This is a genomic window from Flavisolibacter tropicus, from assembly GCF_001644645.1.
In the GTDB taxonomy this organism is placed as follows: Bacteria; Bacteroidota; Bacteroidia; order Chitinophagales; family Chitinophagaceae; genus Flavisolibacter; species Flavisolibacter tropicus.
In genome coordinates this window covers 796,098-814,136 of sequence record NZ_CP011390.1, presented here as the reverse complement: position 1 = coordinate 814,136, position 18,039 = coordinate 796,098, and the positions used below count along the sequence as shown (strand labels likewise).

Sequence of the window (18,039 nt, the reverse complement as noted above, 5' to 3'; positions counted from 1 at the left end):
AATCTCCCAAAGCAACAAACCCTAACTCCGCAACTCGAAATTAGGGTTTGTACTTCTACAGGCAAAACTTAGCTCATTTATTCATGGGCTGCCAATACAGGGACAGTACTTTCAAATACCAGTTTTTTTGTATTGCTAGATTTAAACAAATTATCAATAAAGGAATGGTTCCGTGGAATAGTAATTACCATATCAATTTTTTTGTCAGCAACAAATTGGTTAATCGTATCGTGGAAATCAAATGTACCAATGAAGTAAAATTCCGGCTTGAAATCCTTGAACATTTCAGCCAATTTGGCTCTTTCTTGCAAATACTCCTCTGTAAGAGAAACATAATGCTCACTATCTACATTTACAATATGTAATTGCGGGCGGAAGATTTCCAATACTGATTTAATAGGTTGAACCGGGATTGTAGACATTACGTCTTTAAAATCTGATGTAAGCGCAATGTTCTTAATGGAAGCAAAATCAGCAGAAGGAGGGATGATCATAACCGGACAAGGGTTCTTATCTACGATCTTTAGTGTATTGCTAGTCAAAAAGATCTGTTCCAGTTTGGTTTTGCCATTTAAGCCCATAACAATCAATTGAGCAGCTCTATGACGTGCAAAACGACTTAATGTATCAGGAAAGTCGCTGCCGAGTTCTGCGTGACAGGAAATTTTTGCAATACCTTGTTCAGAAAGCTCAGTTTTCAGTTTTTCCAATAAAAAATAAGCTTCTTCTTCTTCAGATTCTTTCTCAAAAACATGGAATAATACCAGGTTTACATCATAGGTTCCGGTAACCATTTTAACAGCATAACGGGCTGAGTTGTAAGAAGTAGGAGAAAAATCGACAGGAACGATAACCGTTTTCATTCGTTGGTTTAGTTTTTGTCAAAGGAAGTTAAAGGTTCTCTATCATATTTGACCAAATACTGTCATTTATTTTGTGTTTTATGCCAAATTCGTGTAAAAATGTCACTTAAGAATTAAGGTAAAAATGCTCAGCTCATCCTTTTTCACCTCTATTAGGTTATATTTGTCGACTAAAATTTGCTGAAGCGTGCGATTAAAATCCCTGGAGATAAAAGGCTTTAAATCCTTTGCTGATAAAACCATTGTCAACTTCGATGAAAATATTACAGGAATTGTTGGCCCCAATGGCTGCGGAAAAAGCAACATTGTGGACAGTATTCGCTGGGTAATCGGGGAGCAAAAAATCTCACAGTTACGTTCTGAAAACCTTGAAAGTCTTGTATTTAATGGTTCAAAAACCCGTAGTGCCAGCGGTTTAGCAGAAGTAAGCCTTACATTTGAAAATACCCGCAATCTCTTACCCACTGAGTTTAGTACCATCACAGTTACCCGTAAGTTCTATAAGAACGGGGATAGTGAATACCGACTGAATGATGTACAGTGTCGTTTAAAAGATATCCAAAACCTGTTTATGGATACGGGTATCTCAACAGACAGCTATGCCATCATTGAATTAGGCATGGTGGACGACTTGATCAAAGACAAGGAAAACTCCCGTCGCCGGATGTTAGAACAAGCAGCCGGGATTTCTATTTATAAAACTAGGAAAAAGGAAGCAAAGCAAAAGTTAGACGCTACAGAACAAGACTTGAATCGTATTGAGGACTTGTTATTTGAAATTAACAATCAGCTTAAAACGCTTGAAAATCAGGCAAAAAAAGCTGAGAAATACTATGAGATCAAGAAGGATTATCGTGAGATCTCAATTGAATTAGCTAAGGCTGCACTCGAAGGTTTCAATCTAACGTTCAAAGACTTGAATGAGCAACATGAAAAAGAAACAGACAGACGCATTGCTTTAGAAGCTGATATAGCTACACGCGAAGCTTCTTTGGAACAAGAAAGAGTAGGCTTCATAGAAAGAGAAAAATCCTTGCATAGCATGCAACAGTCATTTAATGAGCTGGTGCAACAGGTGCGAACCAAAGAAAACGAAAAGAGCTTAGCCTCTCAACGGCTGGAGCATTTGAAAGAAAGAGCTACTGGACTTCAAGATTTCCTTTCAAAGGCCGGTGGCCAAATTACTGGTATTGAGGAGAGTATTGTCTTTACAGAGCAACAGATAAAAGATGAAGAAGGTGCATTAGAAGGCCTGACTTCTCAATTAGAAGAATATCGCAACCAGGTAGATGCGAAGCGTAGCATCTTAGACGAAAAGAGAACGGCTGTTAATGACTTACGCAACTCTTTCCAGCAAGTACAGCGAAACCAATTTGATGCAGAGAAAAAAGTTGCCATTGCAGATACCTCTATTCAGAATTTGCAACGTGCCATTCACCAAATAGAGGAAGAACGCGCTAACCGTGAGGAGCAGATACAACAACTGGAAGTAGAAAAAGATAATAAGCAAAAAGAGCTGGAAACCCGGAAAAAAGACCTGGACCAACTTCAGCATCACCATAATACTACCAAAGAGCAAATTTTACAGACTCAGTCTGTATTAGAGGAGTTGCGTACCCAATTAGCAGAAGAAAATCGTAAGCTTGACGCTAAGAAGAATGAGCACGACCTGCTGAAAAGCCTCATCGATAGCATGGAAGGCTATCCAGAAAGTATTAAGTTCTTACATAATAATAAAGGTTGGAACCATAAAGCCCCAATTCTTTCAGATATCATTTATGTAAAAGAATCCTATCGTGCTGCTGTAGAAAATGTATTGGAACCTTATTTGAACTACTATGTAGTAAACAACCTGGCAGAAGGTTTACAAGCCATTCATCTTTTGGATGAAAACAAAAAAGGTAAGGCAAACTTCTTCCTTTTGGATAAGGTTAATTCAACAGAAGGTGCAATTGGCCATCAACCAGAAGGCACCATTGCAGCAATGGATGTAATAGAAGTTGATGCCCAGTACAAGAAATTAGCAGAGCAATTACTAGGCAACGTTTTTATTGCAGATTCTGATATTGCTTTAGAAAGTACTAATGGCGCGGTTATACTGGAACGTCATGGTAAATATGTAAAAGGTAAATATTCTCTATCAGGTGGTAGTGTAGGTTTATTTGAAGGCAAGAAAATTGGTCGTGCTAAAAACCTGGAGAAATTACAGGAAGAGATCTTAGCACAACAAGTGGTAGTAGATGATTTGAAAAATCAGATACAAGCTCGTCACAATGAAGTAATAGCCTTTAACCAGGATTTGAAAGAGAATGTAATTAAGGATACGGAGCGTGAGATTGGACAGTTAAATAACCAAATGTTCTCTGTTCAAAACCGCTTGGAGAACTTGGTACATACACAAAATCAATCTCGTACCCGCGTAGAAGATCTACACAGCCAGTTAGATCAGACTCAGGCTTCAATTGAAGCAGTAAGAGGAGAATTGAACTCTTTGAATGAAAATCTTACACAGTATACGGAAGGTTTACAACAAGCAGAAAGTGATTACCGCCGCATTGAAATGGAGTATAATGAAATAAATACCCAGTACAATGCAAGCAACCTGAATCTAACACGCCAGCAAAGTAAGATCACTGCTTTAAAACAGGAACATCAGTTCAAGAGCAATCAATTAAACGACCTGCGCCAGCAAGTAGAAACAAACACAAAGCAATTAGGAGAAGCTACTTCTAATATTGAAACATTACAGGAAGACCTTCAAGGCATAGCTGATGCGTTATATGATTTAATGCGCAGACGTGAAGCGGAAGAAAGCAGCCTAAATGAAGCAGACCAGGCATACTATAATATACGCAACCAGTTAAGCACTAAAGAAAGCGAGTTGCGCCAGATAGTTAAAGAGAAAGATGCCATTGAGCAACTTTTAAATGCACTTAAGGATAAACTGACAGATGTTAAGCTTGGCTTGGCCGGTATGAAAGAACGCTTGCACGTTGAGTTTAGAATTAATCTGGAAGAGATACTTGATGAAGCTAGAACTGGAACAACTCCAGTGGAGGAGCTTCAGGAAAAAGCCGACAAAATGAAGAAGCGGTTGGAGAACCTCGGAGAGGTTAACCCAACTGCAATTGAGGCTTTTGAAGAAATGAGGAAACGTTATGAGTTTATCGTTGAACAAAAGAACGACCTTGTTACTGCTAAAGAAAGCCTGTTGCAAACAATTGCTGAAGTAGAAACTACAGCCAACCAGAAGTTCTTAGATACGTTTAACCAAGTACGTGAGAACTTCCATAAAGTATTTAAAGCCTTGTTTACCGAAGATGATCAGTGTGATTTGATTTTAGAAAATCCAGACAACCTGGCTGAAACAGGAATTGACATCATGGCTAAGCCAAAAGGTAAACGCCCGGCTAGCATTGGACAGCTTAGTGGTGGTGAGCGTACGTTAACGGCAACTGCCTTACTGTTTGCCATTTACCTGATTAAGCCTGCTCCATTCTGTATTCTTGATGAGGTTGACGCCCCTCTGGATGATGCTAACGTGGGTAAGTTTACAAAGATGATTCGTGAGTTTAGCCAAAACTCTCAATTTATTATAGTTACTCACAACAAGACCACTATGAGCACTGTAGATGTGATCTATGGTGTAACCATGCAAGAGCCGGGAGTAAGTAAGCTGGTGAGTGTGGACTTTAGAAACTTGAATTAAAGAATTTTATTCTAAAGACTCCTAAAAGAATAAATTACTTCATATTGAATTACTTTTAAAGACTGCTTTGGTAGTCTTTTTTTATTGTTTGTATGAGAACATTAGTATTGTTATTGGCATCCAACGTATTTATGACGTTTGCTTGGTATTACCATTTAAAAAATACGGGTATGCCTCTATGGAAAGCAATTTTGCTAAGTTGGGGCATAGCCTTTTTTGAATACTGCCTAATGGTGCCGGCAAACCGACTGGGCTATGTAGGCGGGTTTAGTGCGTTCCAACTTAAAATCATTCAAGAGGTTGTTACACTGGTTGTTTTTAGCTTGTTTGCTGTTTTTGTATTAAAAGAGCACTTTCATTACCGCTACTTGATCAGCTTTGGTTTTTTGTTGTGTGCCGTATATTTTATGTTTAAAAAATAATGCAACAGTTTGTTAAGAACAGGCATCCATTAAAAAACCTAATATACCTATCTTACATTTGAACTTATAAATACCTGTTATGAAGAAGTTTCTTGCCCTTGCTTTTCTCGTCTTCAATTTCACCATTGTGAACGCACAGGACAAACCTGAAGGCTTGTTTATTAACTCCAAAGCCCCAGATTTTAAAGGGAAAGATCAGAATGGCAAAGAGATAAGCTTAAAAGATCTTCGGAAAAAAGGCCCAGTAGTAGTGGTCTTTTATAGAGGGAATTGGTGTCCTTACTGTAACAAAGAATTAAAGCGCATGCAAGATTCTTTACAATTACTGACAGACAAGAGCGCTCAAGTAGTTGCCATCTCTCCAGAAAAAGGTGAAGGCATTACAAAAACAGTAGAAAAAACAGGAGCAACTTTTTCAATTCTTCACGATGAAGACATGAAGATTGCTAAAGGGTATGGAGTAGCCTATCAGGTAGATGAGAAAACGCAGCAACGCTATAAAAGCTTTGGAAATGACCTATTAGAAATCAACGGGCAAAAAGAACGAGCCTACTTGCCTGTCCCTGCTGTTTACATTGTAAACCGTGATGGCACTATTACTTTCAGATACTTTGAAGAAGATTACCGTAAGCGTGTTCTTGTAAAAGACTTATTGAATAATCTGTAGAAATTAGTTTTTGCTTTTGTCAGAAATAATTTTGCCAATTTTTCCATTGCTACCAGCTAAGTATACTGCCGATCCATTTTTAGCTACTTTGCAAACATTAAAACCTTCTTTACTGATCAATTTCCAGTTTTTACCACCATCAATGGTATAATCAACACCATTAAGACCACAAGTAATAGCGTGTTTTTTAGATAAATATTCCACACAGCTACGGTAGCCATGGGGCGCGCGCTTAGGCGTTTGCCATGACTTACCACGGTTAGTACTATATACACAGTTTAAAGTATCGCTATCAGGTTTATTGAAGTCGCCGCCAACAACCATTAACGTTTGTCCACCGTTTCTTGAGTATTTATCCATAACATCAATAGAATTGGCGCCTGTTGTTTCTTTTCCTTGAATAATAGGCAAGGCAATAATCTTATCTCTAATAAATACACGTGACTGTAATCCGCCGGTTACAAAAATGGCTTCATCGCGATCTAATATGCGGATATTTGTGCCACTAGCTGCAAAAAGGGCTTCTCCACTATCTACTTTCGGCTTGTATTCATTTGGTATTTCCTTCCAGGTATTACCGCCATCAAATGTGCGAGCAATAAATAGTCGACCATCAATGGGATCACCTACAACGATACCTGCATTTATATTCCAAAATTCCATGGCATCAAGGAACATGCCTTTCGTTTCATTTTCATATACTATCTTCCAACTTGAACCACCATCAACTGTTTTTAATATATAGGCAGGAGCGTCAACAGCCATTATTATAGCTGTTGTAGCATCAAAAGCCTCTATGTCCCTAAAATCCCTTTTTTCAAAACCTTTTACGGTTATCCACTTCCAGTTTTTTCCCCCATCTGTGGTTTTACCTACCGTTCCATTGCTGCCACTAACCCATGCCGTAGCATCATTTACTACGCTTAGACCACGGATACTTGTTTTGGTACCTTGTGTAAGAACTGCTATTTCTGGGTATTGACTAAAACTTGTTACTACAAGCAGTAAGAAGGGGAGGAGTAATAGCTTTTTCATGGATAATTATTCCTAATGTATCTACAATATAGTCAAAACTGGAGTAATTATATTTCAAGCTGTATATAGTAAAGGAAAATGCGGAAAATCAAATTATGAAATTCGGATATTATAACAGCCTAGAACCCAATTAAAAGCAATGTGGCTAATTAAATACACATAGATGGAGAATATATAATTCTCATCATATTATACTTGGAAGAACATAAACTCTACTGACAGAAGGTTTTTTAAATTATTCAGGACTGTAATCATGCTAATCCAATCAACAATCCCTAACATCCGCGGTTAAAAAAAACCCGCTACAAGCGGGGCCTCGATTAAGTTATATATTCTAATTAGCTGATTTAAGTTTTTGCGCAAATACCTTCTTGAACTTATCCAACTTAGGACGTATAACTACCGCGCAATAAGGGTTAGAGTTCTTATTATTTACATAGTATTCTTGATGATAATCCTCCGCTGGATAAAACGTTTCAGCAGCAGCTATCTCTGTTACAATAGGTTTGTTAAAGGCGCCGCTTTTATTCAATTCTGTTTTATAATATTCTGCCTTTTTACGCTGCTCATCGTTGTGATAGAATATAGCACTCCTATATTGCGTACCTACGTCTGCACCTTGCCGGTTTAAAGTAGTTGGGTCATGTACCTGAAAAAATACTTCCAATAGTTCATCATATGAAATTTTACTAGGTTCATACAGTATTTGAACGCATTCTGCATGACCAGTTTCACCTGTACATACATCCTTGTAGGTTGGATTGGCCACATGGCCGTTAGAATATCCAGAGGTCACTTTCAAAACACCATTCAACTCTTCAAAAATAGCCTCTGTACACCAAAAACAACCCGTTGCAAATGTAGCTGTATCAATAGTTTCGTTTACATTCATCATTGACGCACTTAATTTATTAGTTTGGGTTTTTGCAGAACAGCCTGCTATAAATCCCGACATAATCAACACTGCAAACAGAATTTTGTTCATTGCGACAAACATATATAACAAAGTTCATTGTAACAGCTTGTAATCTACTATAGGTAATTAGATTTAACAAGAGGTTTAATTAAGCTTTGACAAAGCTTTAAGAGAAGCGGCGCAGTAATCGTAAATTTGTAGACAATTTTCGTTAAGAATTTCATGAAGTTATATCCGGAATCAGCAACAGTACAGCTTGAATTTGATAAAATTAAGAACCTACTCCTTGAGAAGTGTCGGTCTGAATATGCTAAAGAAAAAGCTGCCAATTTACGTATACATACCCGAAAGGACTATATAGATAGGGAGCTACGCCAAACGTTTGAATTCAAACAATTACTGCAAAACGGTATCTATTTCCCTAATGATTATATCCTTAATCTGGCAAAAGAATTACGTTTACTCCAGATTGAAGGAGCCTTACTTACAGGCGAGCAATTGGTGTCTTTTCGCAAACTAGCTACCAGTATTGAAAAAATATTCAGGTGGTTTGATCAGGAAAGGAAAACCGCATTCGGCGCTTTGGCTTATGTGATAGAAGGTACCTATTATGAAAAAGCTATTCTGGCCTTGATTGATGAAGTGATTGATGAATCTGGCAATGTAAAAGATAATGCCAGCGCTGAGTTGCAGTCCATCCGCATGGGGCTTTATCGTAAGCGCAATGAACTTCGCCGGGTGTTTGATAGGATAATTAGTAAGCTAAATAAGCAGGGCTACTTGGCTGATATTGAAGAGAGCTTTATGAATGGCCGAAGAGTTGTGGCTGTATTTGCTGAACAAAAGCGTACGGTAAAGGGTATACTGCATGGAGAAAGCGATAGTCGCCGAACCACATTTATAGAACCAGAGGAAACCATTGAGTTAAATAATGATATTTATGAACTGGAAAACGCTGAACGTAAAGAGGTTTATCGCATCCTAAAAGAACTTACAAAGCGTTTATCCGTATTTGCTTCTTTGCTCACAACTTATCATAAAATAGTAGGAGAGTACGATTTCATACATGCCAAAGCACAGTTCGGTATAGCTATAAGAGGTGAGTTTCCTGTTGTTCACGATAAAGCACTTATCCACTTAATTAATGCATTACACCCGCTTTTATATTTATATAACCTAAGGACAGGAAAGCCTACCATACCAACCAACCTGACTTTAGATGAAAACAAACGTATACTGGTAATCAGCGGACCTAATGCCGGTGGTAAAACGGTTACTATGAAAACAGTCGGCTTACTGCAAATGATGGTGCAAAGTGGACTATTGGTACCAGTACACCCTTCGTCAGAGTTTGGCATTTTTAAGCAAGTAATGATTCATATTGGCGATACGCAGAGCCTGGAGTTTGAGCTAAGTACCTATAGTAGCCATTTGCTTAGCATGAAACATTTCATGGAGACAGCCAATGGAAAAACACTTTTCTTCATTGACGAACTGGGTAGCGGTAGTGATCCCAACTTAGGTGGTGCCTTTGCAGAAGTAATCCTGGAAGAACTGGGTCGGAAACATGCCATGGGAATTGTTACCACTCACTACTTGAACTTGAAGGTGATGGCCAATAAAACACCGGGTATTATTAATGGTGCCATGGCATTTGATGAAAATAGCCTGATGCCATTATACAAGTTAATTATTGGAAAGCCCGGTAGTTCATATACATTCTCTATTGCCGAACGTATTGGCCTTGATAAAAAACTAATTGAAAGAGCCCGCAGCTTAGTGGATGAAGACCATTTTAAGTTAGACAAGTTATTAAACCGAACAGAACAGGATTTACGCCGTATGGAAGGGAAGGAAAAAGACCTGCATAAGCTCTTAAAAGAAAATGAGCGCTTGAAAAAAGAAATGGAGCAAGTGATGGACCGAGAGCGGCACCGCCAGCAAGTAGAGGTGCTTAAACAGCAGAATAAGGTTACAGAAGACCGTCTGACTTATTTAAAAGATATGGAGCGTAAGCTCCGACAAATGGTTATAGCCTGGAAAAAAGAAGAGGATAAGAACAAAGTGGTGAAAGAAATGGCGGCTCTGTTATTCAATAAAACTGAGAACAAGCAAGTAGTAAGTAAGAAACAAAAACAACTGGACAGCAAGTACGAAGAGATTGGCGGCGAAATTAAGATAGGTGATAAAGTAAAAATGAAACGCAATCTACAAGTAGGCGAAGTGTTGGAATTGCGTGGAAAGAAAGCCGTGGTAAAGATCGGACTACTCCCTATGCAAGTCGATTTAGAGAACTTGGTATTGATTCAAGAAAAAAAATCTGCAGAACAATAAAGAAAAGTTTTTGCTATTAAAATCTCTCCCCTTACTTTTGCCGCGGAGAGATGGCAGAGCGGTCGAATGCGGCGGTCTTGAAAACCGTTGACTGTAACAGGTCCGGGGGTTCGAATCCCTCTCTCTCCGCTCTAATAAAGACATTATCCCTGCTAACACTAGCAGGGATTTTTGTTTTAGTACCTTTTATTATTCAATTCAACAACTTAAAACCAGCTATTTGCTACTAATTCTGCTCATTTGTTAATAAAGAAACCAACAAAATCTTAAAAACTCTTTTTGATTGAGATTTCATCCATTAAAAATTGAGGCAATTCTTTTAAATGGATGTTTAATATAAGTTGGGGTAGATTTTTTCAACGATTTCCACAGATATTTATCTACCTGCTTAAAGTGGTTTGTTTTCAAACAATCTAAATTCTTCCAGGCTTCTTTAAATTTTCGTTTTTCCATATTCATTTTTAATAAAATCAAACTAAGCCTGCATATCGTTGCTTCTATTTGTTCTTTTAAGGCTGGGTCTATGTGTTGAACTAAAATCTGGAAAAAGCTAAGTAGGTCATTAAAATTCTTATATTCTGTATTTCCCTGGTAGCTACCCGCCTTGTGTATTCTATAAACAGCCATGTTATCTTTTAACTGCTTAACTACTCCATACTTAAATAAGAGAAAATAAAAGCCCAGATCTGCAAAGGGTAGGGTTTTAAACCATTCCGGCAATTTTCCCCCAAGTACATTTCTATGTATGACAGAGACCGGAAAGACCGGATTCCTTATTTCAAGGAAATCCCTAATGGTTAAGATATTCTCATTGTCACCCCCTTCATCTTCTGATTCATAACTAATATTGAGAATTTCATCCTGAACATACAGTTTGTGCGTACACATTACAAACTCCGGGTTCTGCTCTAAAAAGTCAACCTGCTTCTGTAATTTATAATCATCAGTCCAGTAGTCATCTCCATCAAGCCAAGCAATATAGTCACCATCACATAAGGGGAAGGAGGCATAAAACATAGGATTCACACCTAAATTCTTATCAGGTAGAAAAAGCTTTATCTTATCAGTATACTGCGCTTTATACCGTAGTATAATTTCACGTGTACGATCTGAAGAACAATCTTCACCTATTACCACTTCAAAATCAAAATTGGTTTTCTGACGTAACACACTATCCAGAGCTTGTTCAATAAACCTTTCATGATTATAAGCCGTTATCCATACACTTACTTTCATGAATATTTTATTAGGGATGAAAAAAAAATTATTGTTTTACACCGAAATACATACCCCTACCAAAGAAACCTTTTGCATCATATTGTGGCTCTATTCCTGCACGTATAAAGGCTTCTCTATATTCAGCATCTGTCCATAATCCCATAACGTGTTCTTCATTAAATGTGGATATACCCTGTTTGGTTCCTACCATATAATAAATATTAAAAAGGGATGAAGAATCCATTTTTTCACTTACATACATCCAGGATATTTTTAGGTCGGGTTGGTCAACATAGTTGGCCGTTAGCCTTCCCAGCCAATAATTTTCTGGATAGATCCATGGTTCTATTACAATGAGTCCCCCATGGTTTAAATGCTGCACCATGCTTTGCAATGTCTTTTTAAGGTTTTCAAATGTTCTTACATAAGCAATGGAACTAAACAGAGAGACTATTACATCATAAGATTTGTTTAGGTTGAAGCAGGTCATATCGGCTTCATGAAATGTTACTTCAGGACACCGTTTTTGTGCAATACTTAGCAACTCAGGATTTAAGTCTAACCCATCTGCCTGATAGTCGTTTTGCAAATATTTCAAATGCTTGCCTGTGCCACATCCTACATCCAATAATGTTTTAGCACCAGGATTCATTTCTTGGATCAACTGATCTAACGCTGAACAGGCCAATTCATAATCCTTAAAATGATAAAGCGCATCATAAAACGCTGCTGACTTTGTAAACATAAAGGCAACTTAAAAGAGTAAACAATTACATTAATCAAATGACTTACTTCATTTCAACAATTTGTCTATTTCTATAGGCGGGAAAGTATCCATCGATTGAAACATCAGCATTGGCTTGCTCATTCAAGGTCTCATATACAGCATGATTATAAACTTGCTTCAAGCATTTAAGAGGCAGTTTTATACTGCCAAATCGTTCTTTAAACGCCGCAATCGAATCACCCTTTTTAACGCCTCCACCTAGATTTAGTCTTGGCACTCCTATACTTTTTAAATATCCAATGGCATTCCATATTAATGGAAACGTAAGATCTCTTTCAAAAGAAATAGTGAATAGATATTCCGCACAATAAGGAGTAAATCCATACATAGAAACTGCTTTCAATTCTTTGCCTTCATAAATGCCATTCAGGAAAACATTTTCTGACTCTGTTAATGTCAATAATGTTTCCTGTGTTAAATCATAAACACTGGCATGTTGCTTTTGATTGAAGAAAGGAGTGTAATTGGATAAAAAGAATTCATTCAATTCTCTTTCATTGTGATGGATATGCTGTTTTTGATCTTCATAGCGCTTTAGCTGCCTTTTACGGTTTATTGAAAGATTGGCAACTAACTGATGCATCTCTAACTCTAAATTGAGAACATACAGATCACTATTTTCAAATACCTCATGCTTATCTACGTAACTGGCATTTTCAAATAATGGATTCAAACCAATATATCCACAAACATACCCTTTGGACTGTGCAAAGACCTTCCATTCATTTTGAAAGTTGTGATAATCCGTATTACCAACAAAGCCAGAAAAGCCATAGGGTGTTACAATATCGATATGTCCATTATACGCACGTTCGGCTATTGGGCAAGCGATTCTGGTTTCTTTATCTTGGAAATGATATAGAAAGGTAGGATATCCAGTAGTAAGACTCATGGCATAACAACTTTCCCAGGTATGCCCAAACGAATGAGGTATATCTCGCAATACCTCATGCCAGCGTGAAGGTGCTGTTAGTGGAATCAATTCATGTTTTACTTCAATCATAATGTAATTAGCTAAACATCTTCACTTTTATATTTTTATTCCAAATCATAAAAATTTAGCATCGCTTTCACTTCTTCCTTTGAATGATTCATGAGAACATCAATCATGGAAAGTGCCGCATTCCCATTTGTTGTTTGCTTCGAGAATCTTGACTTAATAAAACGGAGCTTAATCTTCTTATCAGCAAAATCATCTATCTTATACAGCTCCTTTCCTCCAATGGCATTTATATACACTGTGGCATATTCCTTTTGACAGATATCCATAATACGTTCCTTGCCTTTTAAGTATTCATTATTATAAACACTAGAGCTTGATACAATTCTTGTTTCCACATTCAGATAAGCTAAAATTTTTGTGAGGCTGTAATGAATGAACCCAGATAGCTGCTTATCCTTATTTGAAACAATGTCTTCTATTAATGGAAATACAGTAGAATAGCCAGGTGCTTTTTTATAACTATAGCTAATTGTTTTTAAGAACTTCTCCTGCCAATTAACTACCTCTGCGATAACTAAATTTTTGATCAGTTTGTTTTGAGAGGACTTTTCTAAAGGTATACTAAATAAATATTCCTGACCATTAACCAGTATCCTATTACGGTTGATCCATCCGCGATTGATATAACTAACATCATCCAAAAGAATAAACTTATCTACCGCTTGAATGAGTTGATAATAACCGATATAAGGAAAAATATATGGTTGCATTATCCCAACTTTCATGCTAGTAAGCAAGATTTAATAATTCTGGCAATTTGGTAAACGCTTTCTTCCGTTAAATCGTAATACAGCGGAAGGCACAGGATTCGCGGAGCAATATCTTCCGCTACTTTGCTATTATTACTTTTCACATAACTCAATGTTGATAGTGCCGGATAGAAATAACGCCTGGGAAAAATATCATTTGCATTTAGCTTTTTCTGTGCACATAACATTTTTTCTTCCGTAGGAAAAATAATAGGGTAGTAGGCATAATTGTATTGAACAGCATCTCTGATAAAAGGCCTTTTCAAACCCATTCCCATTAATAAACTATCGTACAGCTCGCTTATCTGTTTTCGTTTTGCCATTAAACATGATACTTTAGGTAAAACACAAAGTCCCATGGCTGCATGAAACTCAGAATTCTTTCCATTAATACCCAATCCATGAAACTTTTCTGGACCATCATGTCCAAAGTTGACCATATAGGAAATCTTAAAAGCCAGATCATCATCATCTGTAATGATAGCACCGCCTTCTACTGTATGGAAAAGTTTAGTGGCATGAAAACTCAATGTTGAAATATCACCATAGTTTAAAACTGATTTTCCATAATACTTCACTCCAAATGCATGAGCCGAATCATACAAAAGTTTTAGATCGTGCTTGAGAGCAATGGCAGCTATCTTTTCAAGATCACAGGGGTTTCCAAAAACATGGGTAGCCAGAATAGCCACTGTATTAGGCGTAATAGCGGCTTCTATTAACTCTGGGTCTATGCACAAGCTTTCTCTATCTATATCTACAAAAACAGGAGCACAACCTTCCCAAACAATACTGGAAGTAGTAGCTACATATGAAAACGGAGTAGTAATTATTTCCCCTTTTAGAGCCAGGGATCGAATGGCTAACTGTAAAGCAAACGTTCCATTGTTAACAAAAAAGATGTGTTTAACACCTAGGTGCTCCTTAAGCTTCTTTTCTAGCTCTACTACTAATGGACCGTAGTTGGTTAGCCAACACCTTTCCCAAATGTCTTTTAAGTAACAGTAGTACTCATCTAATTCAGGTAAATAGGCTTTAGTAACATTAATCATTCACGCTCACTTTTGGTGTTTAGATAGAGTTTATGTGCAACGTGTATTTAAATCTTGAAAATGGAAGCGAAGAGTAATAGGGAAGAAAAGCAACTTAATTGCTGGGAGTCTCGAATATTTAGTTCCCTTCTCTTTCTCCTCATATTATAAATACCGTATTTTATTTCAAGTTTTTATCCTCTTTTTGTAGTAACTATTTCAAGTTTGAACGATCTGTTTTATAAAATTTGAAATATTTATAACCCTGATGACAACATTAAAATCTATTTATGGCTATTCTTTAGAATAAAAAAACATACTATGATACTAATTATAACAAGCAAAATTTTTTCATCACTTTGCAGATTAGTTACAAATAGATGAGCTTATTAGTTATCAATATAATGGGGTCGGAAAAATGTAGCTGGTTTTGAAAGGATGTTAAATCCATTGCTACATAAGAATATTGGAATAAGGAATTTAAAAGCTAGTTATTTGACTTTAATTACTTCTTCTGGTTTATCTAGATATAATAATTGGTAAACGAAAAAATATTCTTTCATAGTATTAGTTGTAATTCGCTACCTGAAGAATATAGTATCTAGTTCTTTTTTAAAGATAATATGTTTTAAATAAAGAAGTTATACAGTTGAATACTTTTTCCATGAAATTAATTTTATAAGAGGAATGTACTATTTAATCTAAATAGCGACACAATAAACGAAGTGAATATTGTTGTCATTTCCCTTCAATTTGGAACCTCAGTTTTTATATGCTATTGAAGTCAACATTAAATGCTTTAAAACGGAAGAACTGTCAAATAATTCAACCAATGTTTGTATAACCACATTTTTTAATATAGCTTTGATCGGCAAAGTACTTTTAAATGAAAGAAAAACAGGATTATATCCAGGATATTGCAGAGATGCGTTCTATGATGGAGCGTTCTTCTAAATTTCTGGCTCTCTCCGGACTGGCAGGTATAATGGCCGGTATTTATGCATTAGCAGGCGCATTTATTGCCTATAAAGTTTTTTATTTTAATCCTGACGAGGTTATTTACAACTCCATTGATCCAGGTATTATATCTACAGGATTATTAAAGGTTATTTTCTTAGCGCTTACCGTACTACTATTGGCTATTGGCACAGCTCTTTTTCTTTCCTATCAAAAGGCAAGAAAAAGAGGTGAAAAACTATGGAACCCAACTTCTAAGCGTGCCTTGATTAATATGGCCATCCCTCTTATTACAGGTGGACTTCTGGTTCTTATTTTGATCTCTAAAGGATTGATTGGCTTCGTTGCACCTTTTACTTTATTATTTTATGGCTTGGCTTTATATAATGTCAGCAAGTACACTTATGAAGAAGTAAGAAGTTTAGGACTCATACAAATAGGGTTGGGTTTGATCAGCTCATACTTTGTTGGATATGGATTATTATTCTGGGCTTTAGGTTTTGGCGTTGTCCATATTATTTATGGTGTTTATTTGCACTACCGATACGAAAGATGAAAATATCAATCAACAGTTTACATAAAGCATTTGAGAGTAGAATTAGACTAGGAATTATGTCGGTACTGGCAGTTAACGATAGCCTGGATTTTAATTCGCTTAAGGAATACCTGGATGTGACCGATGGTAACCTTGCCAGCCATATTAAAGCATTGGAAAAGGAAGAATTCATTGGTGTAGAAAAGTCATTCATTGGCAAAAAACCGAATACAAAATATTTTATGACCAAACTGGGCAAGAAAGCATTTGTTGATCATCTTGCTGCATTGGAAAAACTTATTAAATCGCAGAAATAAATAGGAATAACAAACCTAAATCAACAAACAATGTTTAGTGTAAATAATATTGGACATAAATCATTTAAAACTCCACAGGTATTGTGCTGCTATTCACTTTGCGTATCAAAAGGAAAAACTTTTTTTTATCCTTACACTTTGAATTTCAAAGTGCTTTAACGATCAGTAAAGTCACTTGTCCATTGTAAACTAACATACAACTATTGACCAAACCTTTCAAAGTATAAAGACATGAGAGACGAAATACTTTCCCACCTAAACGATGCAAGACATCTCGAAAGGATGTACCGGACTAATAAATTACCCTTTAAGCAAGCGTTTAGTACACTTTACCCGGAACTCCAAGGCAACCCACTTGCTGACTTCTGGAACGAAAGATTGAATTATGAATCCGATTCCATCAACTGGGGCACACGAAAGGAATTACTACTGGTGATCATTGGCGCATTAATAGCAGGGATCATTGCAAAACTTCCAGCTTTACTTGGTATTAAAGAAGAATTTTTCTATCCAAGAAACATCGGCTTTATTTTATTTCCCGTATTAACGGCTTACTTCGCCTGGAAGAATAAAGTAGCAACCGGTAAAATAGCGCTAATGGCTGGCCTAACTCTAGCAGGCCTGCTTTTCATCAATTCACTTCCAAATGTTGCAAAGAGTGATACATTGATCCTATCCTGTATTCACATGGTCTTGTTTCTATGGTTTATTCTTGGATTTGCATTTGTAGGAGAGTGGCGAGACAACATAAACAAGCGACTTGGCTTTTTAAAGTATAATGGTGATGTGGTGGTGATGACGACATTGATTATAATTGCAGGCGGCATTCTTTCTGGTATTACAATTGGGCTATTCACTTTAATAGGCTTTGACATCAGACAATTCTATTTTGAGAACATTGTGTTTTTTTGTCTACCTGCTGTGCCCATTTTAGGTACCTACCTTACACAATCGAATCCGCAATTAGTAGGCAAGGTATCACCAGTCATTGCCAAACTATTCAGTCCGCTGGTGTTGGTGATGTTGGTCGCTTATCTGGTAGCCATGATTTATTCTGGCAAAGACCCATATAATGATCGTGAGTTTTTAATGATCTTCAATGCACTACTGATTGGTGTTATGGCCATCATTTTCTTTTCAGTTGCTGAAGCAGCGAATACTACCCAACGCCAACCGGAGATATGGGTATTGTTATTGCTTTCCGCTGTTACCATTATTGTGAATGGCATTGCGCTTTCGGCTATCTTATTCCGGATCTCAGAATGGGGATTGACACCTAATAGGGCCGCCGTACTGGGCGCAAATGTTCTTATCCTGATCCATCTTTTATTGGTCACTACACAGCTATTCAGGGTAGTTGCCAAAAAGACGAACATTGAAGTAGTAGGAAGAACTATTTCCTTTTACCTGCCTGTTTACTTTTTCTGGGTAACGATCGTCACTTTTTTATTCCCGCTCCTATTTGGATTTAAATAAAAACGAAGATGTGCGGCTTA

The 18,039-nt window shown here is 37.0% G+C and carries 15 protein-coding genes and 1 tRNA gene; 8 read left to right on the top strand and 8 right to left on the bottom strand.

Going from position 1 to position 18,039, the window contains the following annotated elements; translation table 11 throughout:
- Nucleotides 1-77: 77 nt before the first annotated feature.
- Nucleotides 78-863 carry a universal stress protein gene (locus SY85_RS03300; RefSeq protein WP_066401795.1) on the bottom strand — a complete coding sequence of 262 codons (786 nt, stop codon included), beginning with the start codon at nucleotides 861-863 and terminating at the stop codon, nucleotides 78-80.
- A 187-nt stretch (nucleotides 864-1,050) separates the two neighbouring features.
- Between SY85_RS03300 and smc the strand changes: the two genes are divergently transcribed.
- The 3 genes from smc (at nucleotide 1,051) to SY85_RS03285 (ending at nucleotide 5,661) form a co-directional block, all read left to right on the top strand.
- Nucleotides 1,051-4,572 (top strand): chromosome segregation protein SMC, encoded by a 3,522-nt coding sequence (gene smc, locus SY85_RS03295; RefSeq protein WP_066401794.1) that lies wholly within the window; start codon nucleotides 1,051-1,053, stop codon nucleotides 4,570-4,572.
- 92 nt (nucleotides 4,573-4,664) lie between these two features.
- Nucleotides 4,665-4,994: a DMT family protein gene (locus SY85_RS03290; RefSeq protein ID WP_066401793.1), complete on the top strand. Its 330-nt coding sequence runs from the start codon at nucleotides 4,665-4,667 to the stop codon at nucleotides 4,992-4,994.
- Between the two features lie 79 nt (nucleotides 4,995-5,073).
- On the top strand, nucleotides 5,074-5,661 hold the full coding sequence (locus tag SY85_RS03285) for a peroxiredoxin-like family protein (protein ID WP_066401792.1): 588 nt from the start codon (nucleotides 5,074-5,076) through the stop codon (nucleotides 5,659-5,661).
- A 3-nt stretch (nucleotides 5,662-5,664) separates the two neighbouring features.
- On the opposite strand, the gene SY85_RS03280 is transcribed toward SY85_RS03285, so the two are convergent.
- Together SY85_RS03280 and msrA are read right to left on the bottom strand one after the other, a co-directional pair.
- A complete protein-coding gene (locus SY85_RS03280) occupies nucleotides 5,665-6,696 on the bottom strand; it encodes a WD40/YVTN/BNR-like repeat-containing protein (RefSeq protein ID WP_066401791.1) in 1,032 nt (343 codons plus the stop codon).
- A 334-nt stretch (nucleotides 6,697-7,030) separates the two neighbouring features.
- Nucleotides 7,031-7,681 (bottom strand): peptide-methionine (S)-S-oxide reductase MsrA, encoded by a 651-nt coding sequence (msrA, locus tag SY85_RS03275; protein WP_335583199.1) that lies wholly within the window; start codon nucleotides 7,679-7,681, stop codon nucleotides 7,031-7,033.
- Nucleotides 7,682-7,834: 153 nt separating this feature from the next.
- On the opposite strand from msrA, the gene SY85_RS03270 reads away from it, so the two are divergent.
- On the top strand, nucleotides 7,835-9,946 hold the full coding sequence (locus SY85_RS03270) for an endonuclease MutS2 (protein WP_066401790.1): 2,112 nt from the start codon (nucleotides 7,835-7,837) through the stop codon (nucleotides 9,944-9,946).
- A gap of 44 nt (nucleotides 9,947-9,990) precedes the next feature.
- Nucleotides 9,991-10,075: transfer RNA gene (locus tag SY85_RS03265), tRNA-Ser, on the top strand.
- 162 nt (nucleotides 10,076-10,237) lie between these two features.
- Here the strand turns inward: SY85_RS03265 and SY85_RS03260 are convergent.
- The 5 genes from SY85_RS03260 to SY85_RS03240 are packed head-to-tail and all read right to left on the bottom strand — an operon-like array spanning nucleotide 10,238 to nucleotide 14,755.
- Entirely contained in the window at nucleotides 10,238-11,182 is a 945-nt protein-coding gene (locus SY85_RS03260) for a glycosyltransferase family 2 protein (protein WP_066401789.1), read from the bottom strand.
- A gap of 28 nt (nucleotides 11,183-11,210) precedes the next feature.
- Complete coding sequence (locus SY85_RS03255; RefSeq protein ID WP_066401788.1) at nucleotides 11,211-11,909, bottom strand: class I SAM-dependent DNA methyltransferase; 699 nt, start codon at nucleotides 11,907-11,909, stop codon at nucleotides 11,211-11,213.
- Between the two features lie 43 nt (nucleotides 11,910-11,952).
- Nucleotides 11,953-12,954 (bottom strand): hypothetical protein, encoded by a 1,002-nt coding sequence (locus tag SY85_RS03250; protein ID WP_066401787.1) that lies wholly within the window; start codon nucleotides 12,952-12,954, stop codon nucleotides 11,953-11,955.
- Between the two features lie 35 nt (nucleotides 12,955-12,989).
- Entirely contained in the window at nucleotides 12,990-13,679 is a 690-nt protein-coding gene (locus SY85_RS03245; protein WP_066401786.1) for a WbqC family protein, read from the bottom strand.
- Nucleotides 13,676-14,755 carry a DegT/DnrJ/EryC1/StrS family aminotransferase gene (locus SY85_RS03240; protein ID WP_066401785.1) on the bottom strand — a complete coding sequence of 360 codons (1,080 nt, stop codon included), beginning with the start codon at nucleotides 14,753-14,755 and terminating at the stop codon, nucleotides 13,676-13,678. The genes SY85_RS03245 and SY85_RS03240 overlap by 4 nt, the downstream gene beginning before the upstream one ends.
- Nucleotides 14,756-15,620: 865 nt before the next feature.
- Here SY85_RS03240 and SY85_RS03235 point away from each other — a divergent pair.
- The 3 genes from SY85_RS03235 to SY85_RS03225 all read left to right on the top strand — a co-directional run bounded on the left by SY85_RS03235 (nucleotide 15,621) and on the right by SY85_RS03225 (nucleotide 18,019).
- On the top strand, nucleotides 15,621-16,247 hold the full coding sequence (locus tag SY85_RS03235) for a hypothetical protein (RefSeq protein ID WP_066401784.1): 627 nt from the start codon (nucleotides 15,621-15,623) through the stop codon (nucleotides 16,245-16,247).
- Nucleotides 16,244-16,543, top strand: a complete 300-nt coding sequence (locus SY85_RS03230) for a winged helix-turn-helix domain-containing protein (protein ID WP_066401783.1) — start codon at nucleotides 16,244-16,246, stop codon at nucleotides 16,541-16,543. Before SY85_RS03235 ends, SY85_RS03230 begins: the two co-directional genes overlap by 4 nt.
- Nucleotides 16,544-16,774: 231 nt before the next feature.
- Nucleotides 16,775-18,019, top strand: a complete 1,245-nt coding sequence (locus SY85_RS03225) for a hypothetical protein (RefSeq protein ID WP_066401782.1) — start codon at nucleotides 16,775-16,777, stop codon at nucleotides 18,017-18,019.
- Nucleotides 18,020-18,039 lie beyond the last annotated feature (20 nt).

Coding starts and splice junctions, on each gene's coding strand:
- SY85_RS03270 (WP_066401790.1), top strand. CDS start 7,835: ATGAAGTTATATCCGGAATCAGCAACAGTACAGCTTGAATTTGATAAA.
- SY85_RS03285 (WP_066401792.1), top strand. CDS start 5,074: ATGAAGAAGTTTCTTGCCCTTGCTTTTCTCGTCTTCAATTTCACCATT.
- SY85_RS03240 (WP_066401785.1), bottom strand. CDS start 14,755: ATGATTAATGTTACTAAAGCCTATTTACCTGAATTAGATGAGTACTAC.
- SY85_RS03280 (WP_066401791.1), bottom strand. CDS start 6,696: ATGAAAAAGCTATTACTCCTCCCCTTCTTACTGCTTGTAGTAACAAGT.
- SY85_RS03245 (WP_066401786.1), bottom strand. CDS start 13,679: ATGAAAGTTGGGATAATGCAACCATATATTTTTCCTTATATCGGTTAT.
- SY85_RS03235 (WP_066401784.1), top strand. CDS start 15,621: ATGAAAGAAAAACAGGATTATATCCAGGATATTGCAGAGATGCGTTCT.
- msrA (WP_335583199.1), bottom strand. CDS start 7,681: ATGAACAAAATTCTGTTTGCAGTGTTGATTATGTCGGGATTTATAGCA.
- SY85_RS03230 (WP_066401783.1), top strand. CDS start 16,244: ATGAAAATATCAATCAACAGTTTACATAAAGCATTTGAGAGTAGAATT.
- SY85_RS03250 (WP_066401787.1), bottom strand. CDS start 12,954: ATGATTGAAGTAAAACATGAATTGATTCCACTAACAGCACCTTCACGC.
- SY85_RS03290 (WP_066401793.1), top strand. CDS start 4,665: ATGAGAACATTAGTATTGTTATTGGCATCCAACGTATTTATGACGTTT.
- SY85_RS03255 (WP_066401788.1), bottom strand. CDS start 11,909: ATGTTTACAAAGTCAGCAGCGTTTTATGATGCGCTTTATCATTTTAAG.
- SY85_RS03300 (WP_066401795.1), bottom strand. CDS start 863: ATGAAAACGGTTATCGTTCCTGTCGATTTTTCTCCTACTTCTTACAAC.
- SY85_RS03225 (WP_066401782.1), top strand. CDS start 16,775: ATGAGAGACGAAATACTTTCCCACCTAAACGATGCAAGACATCTCGAA.
- SY85_RS03260 (WP_066401789.1), bottom strand. CDS start 11,182: ATGAAAGTAAGTGTATGGATAACGGCTTATAATCATGAAAGGTTTATT.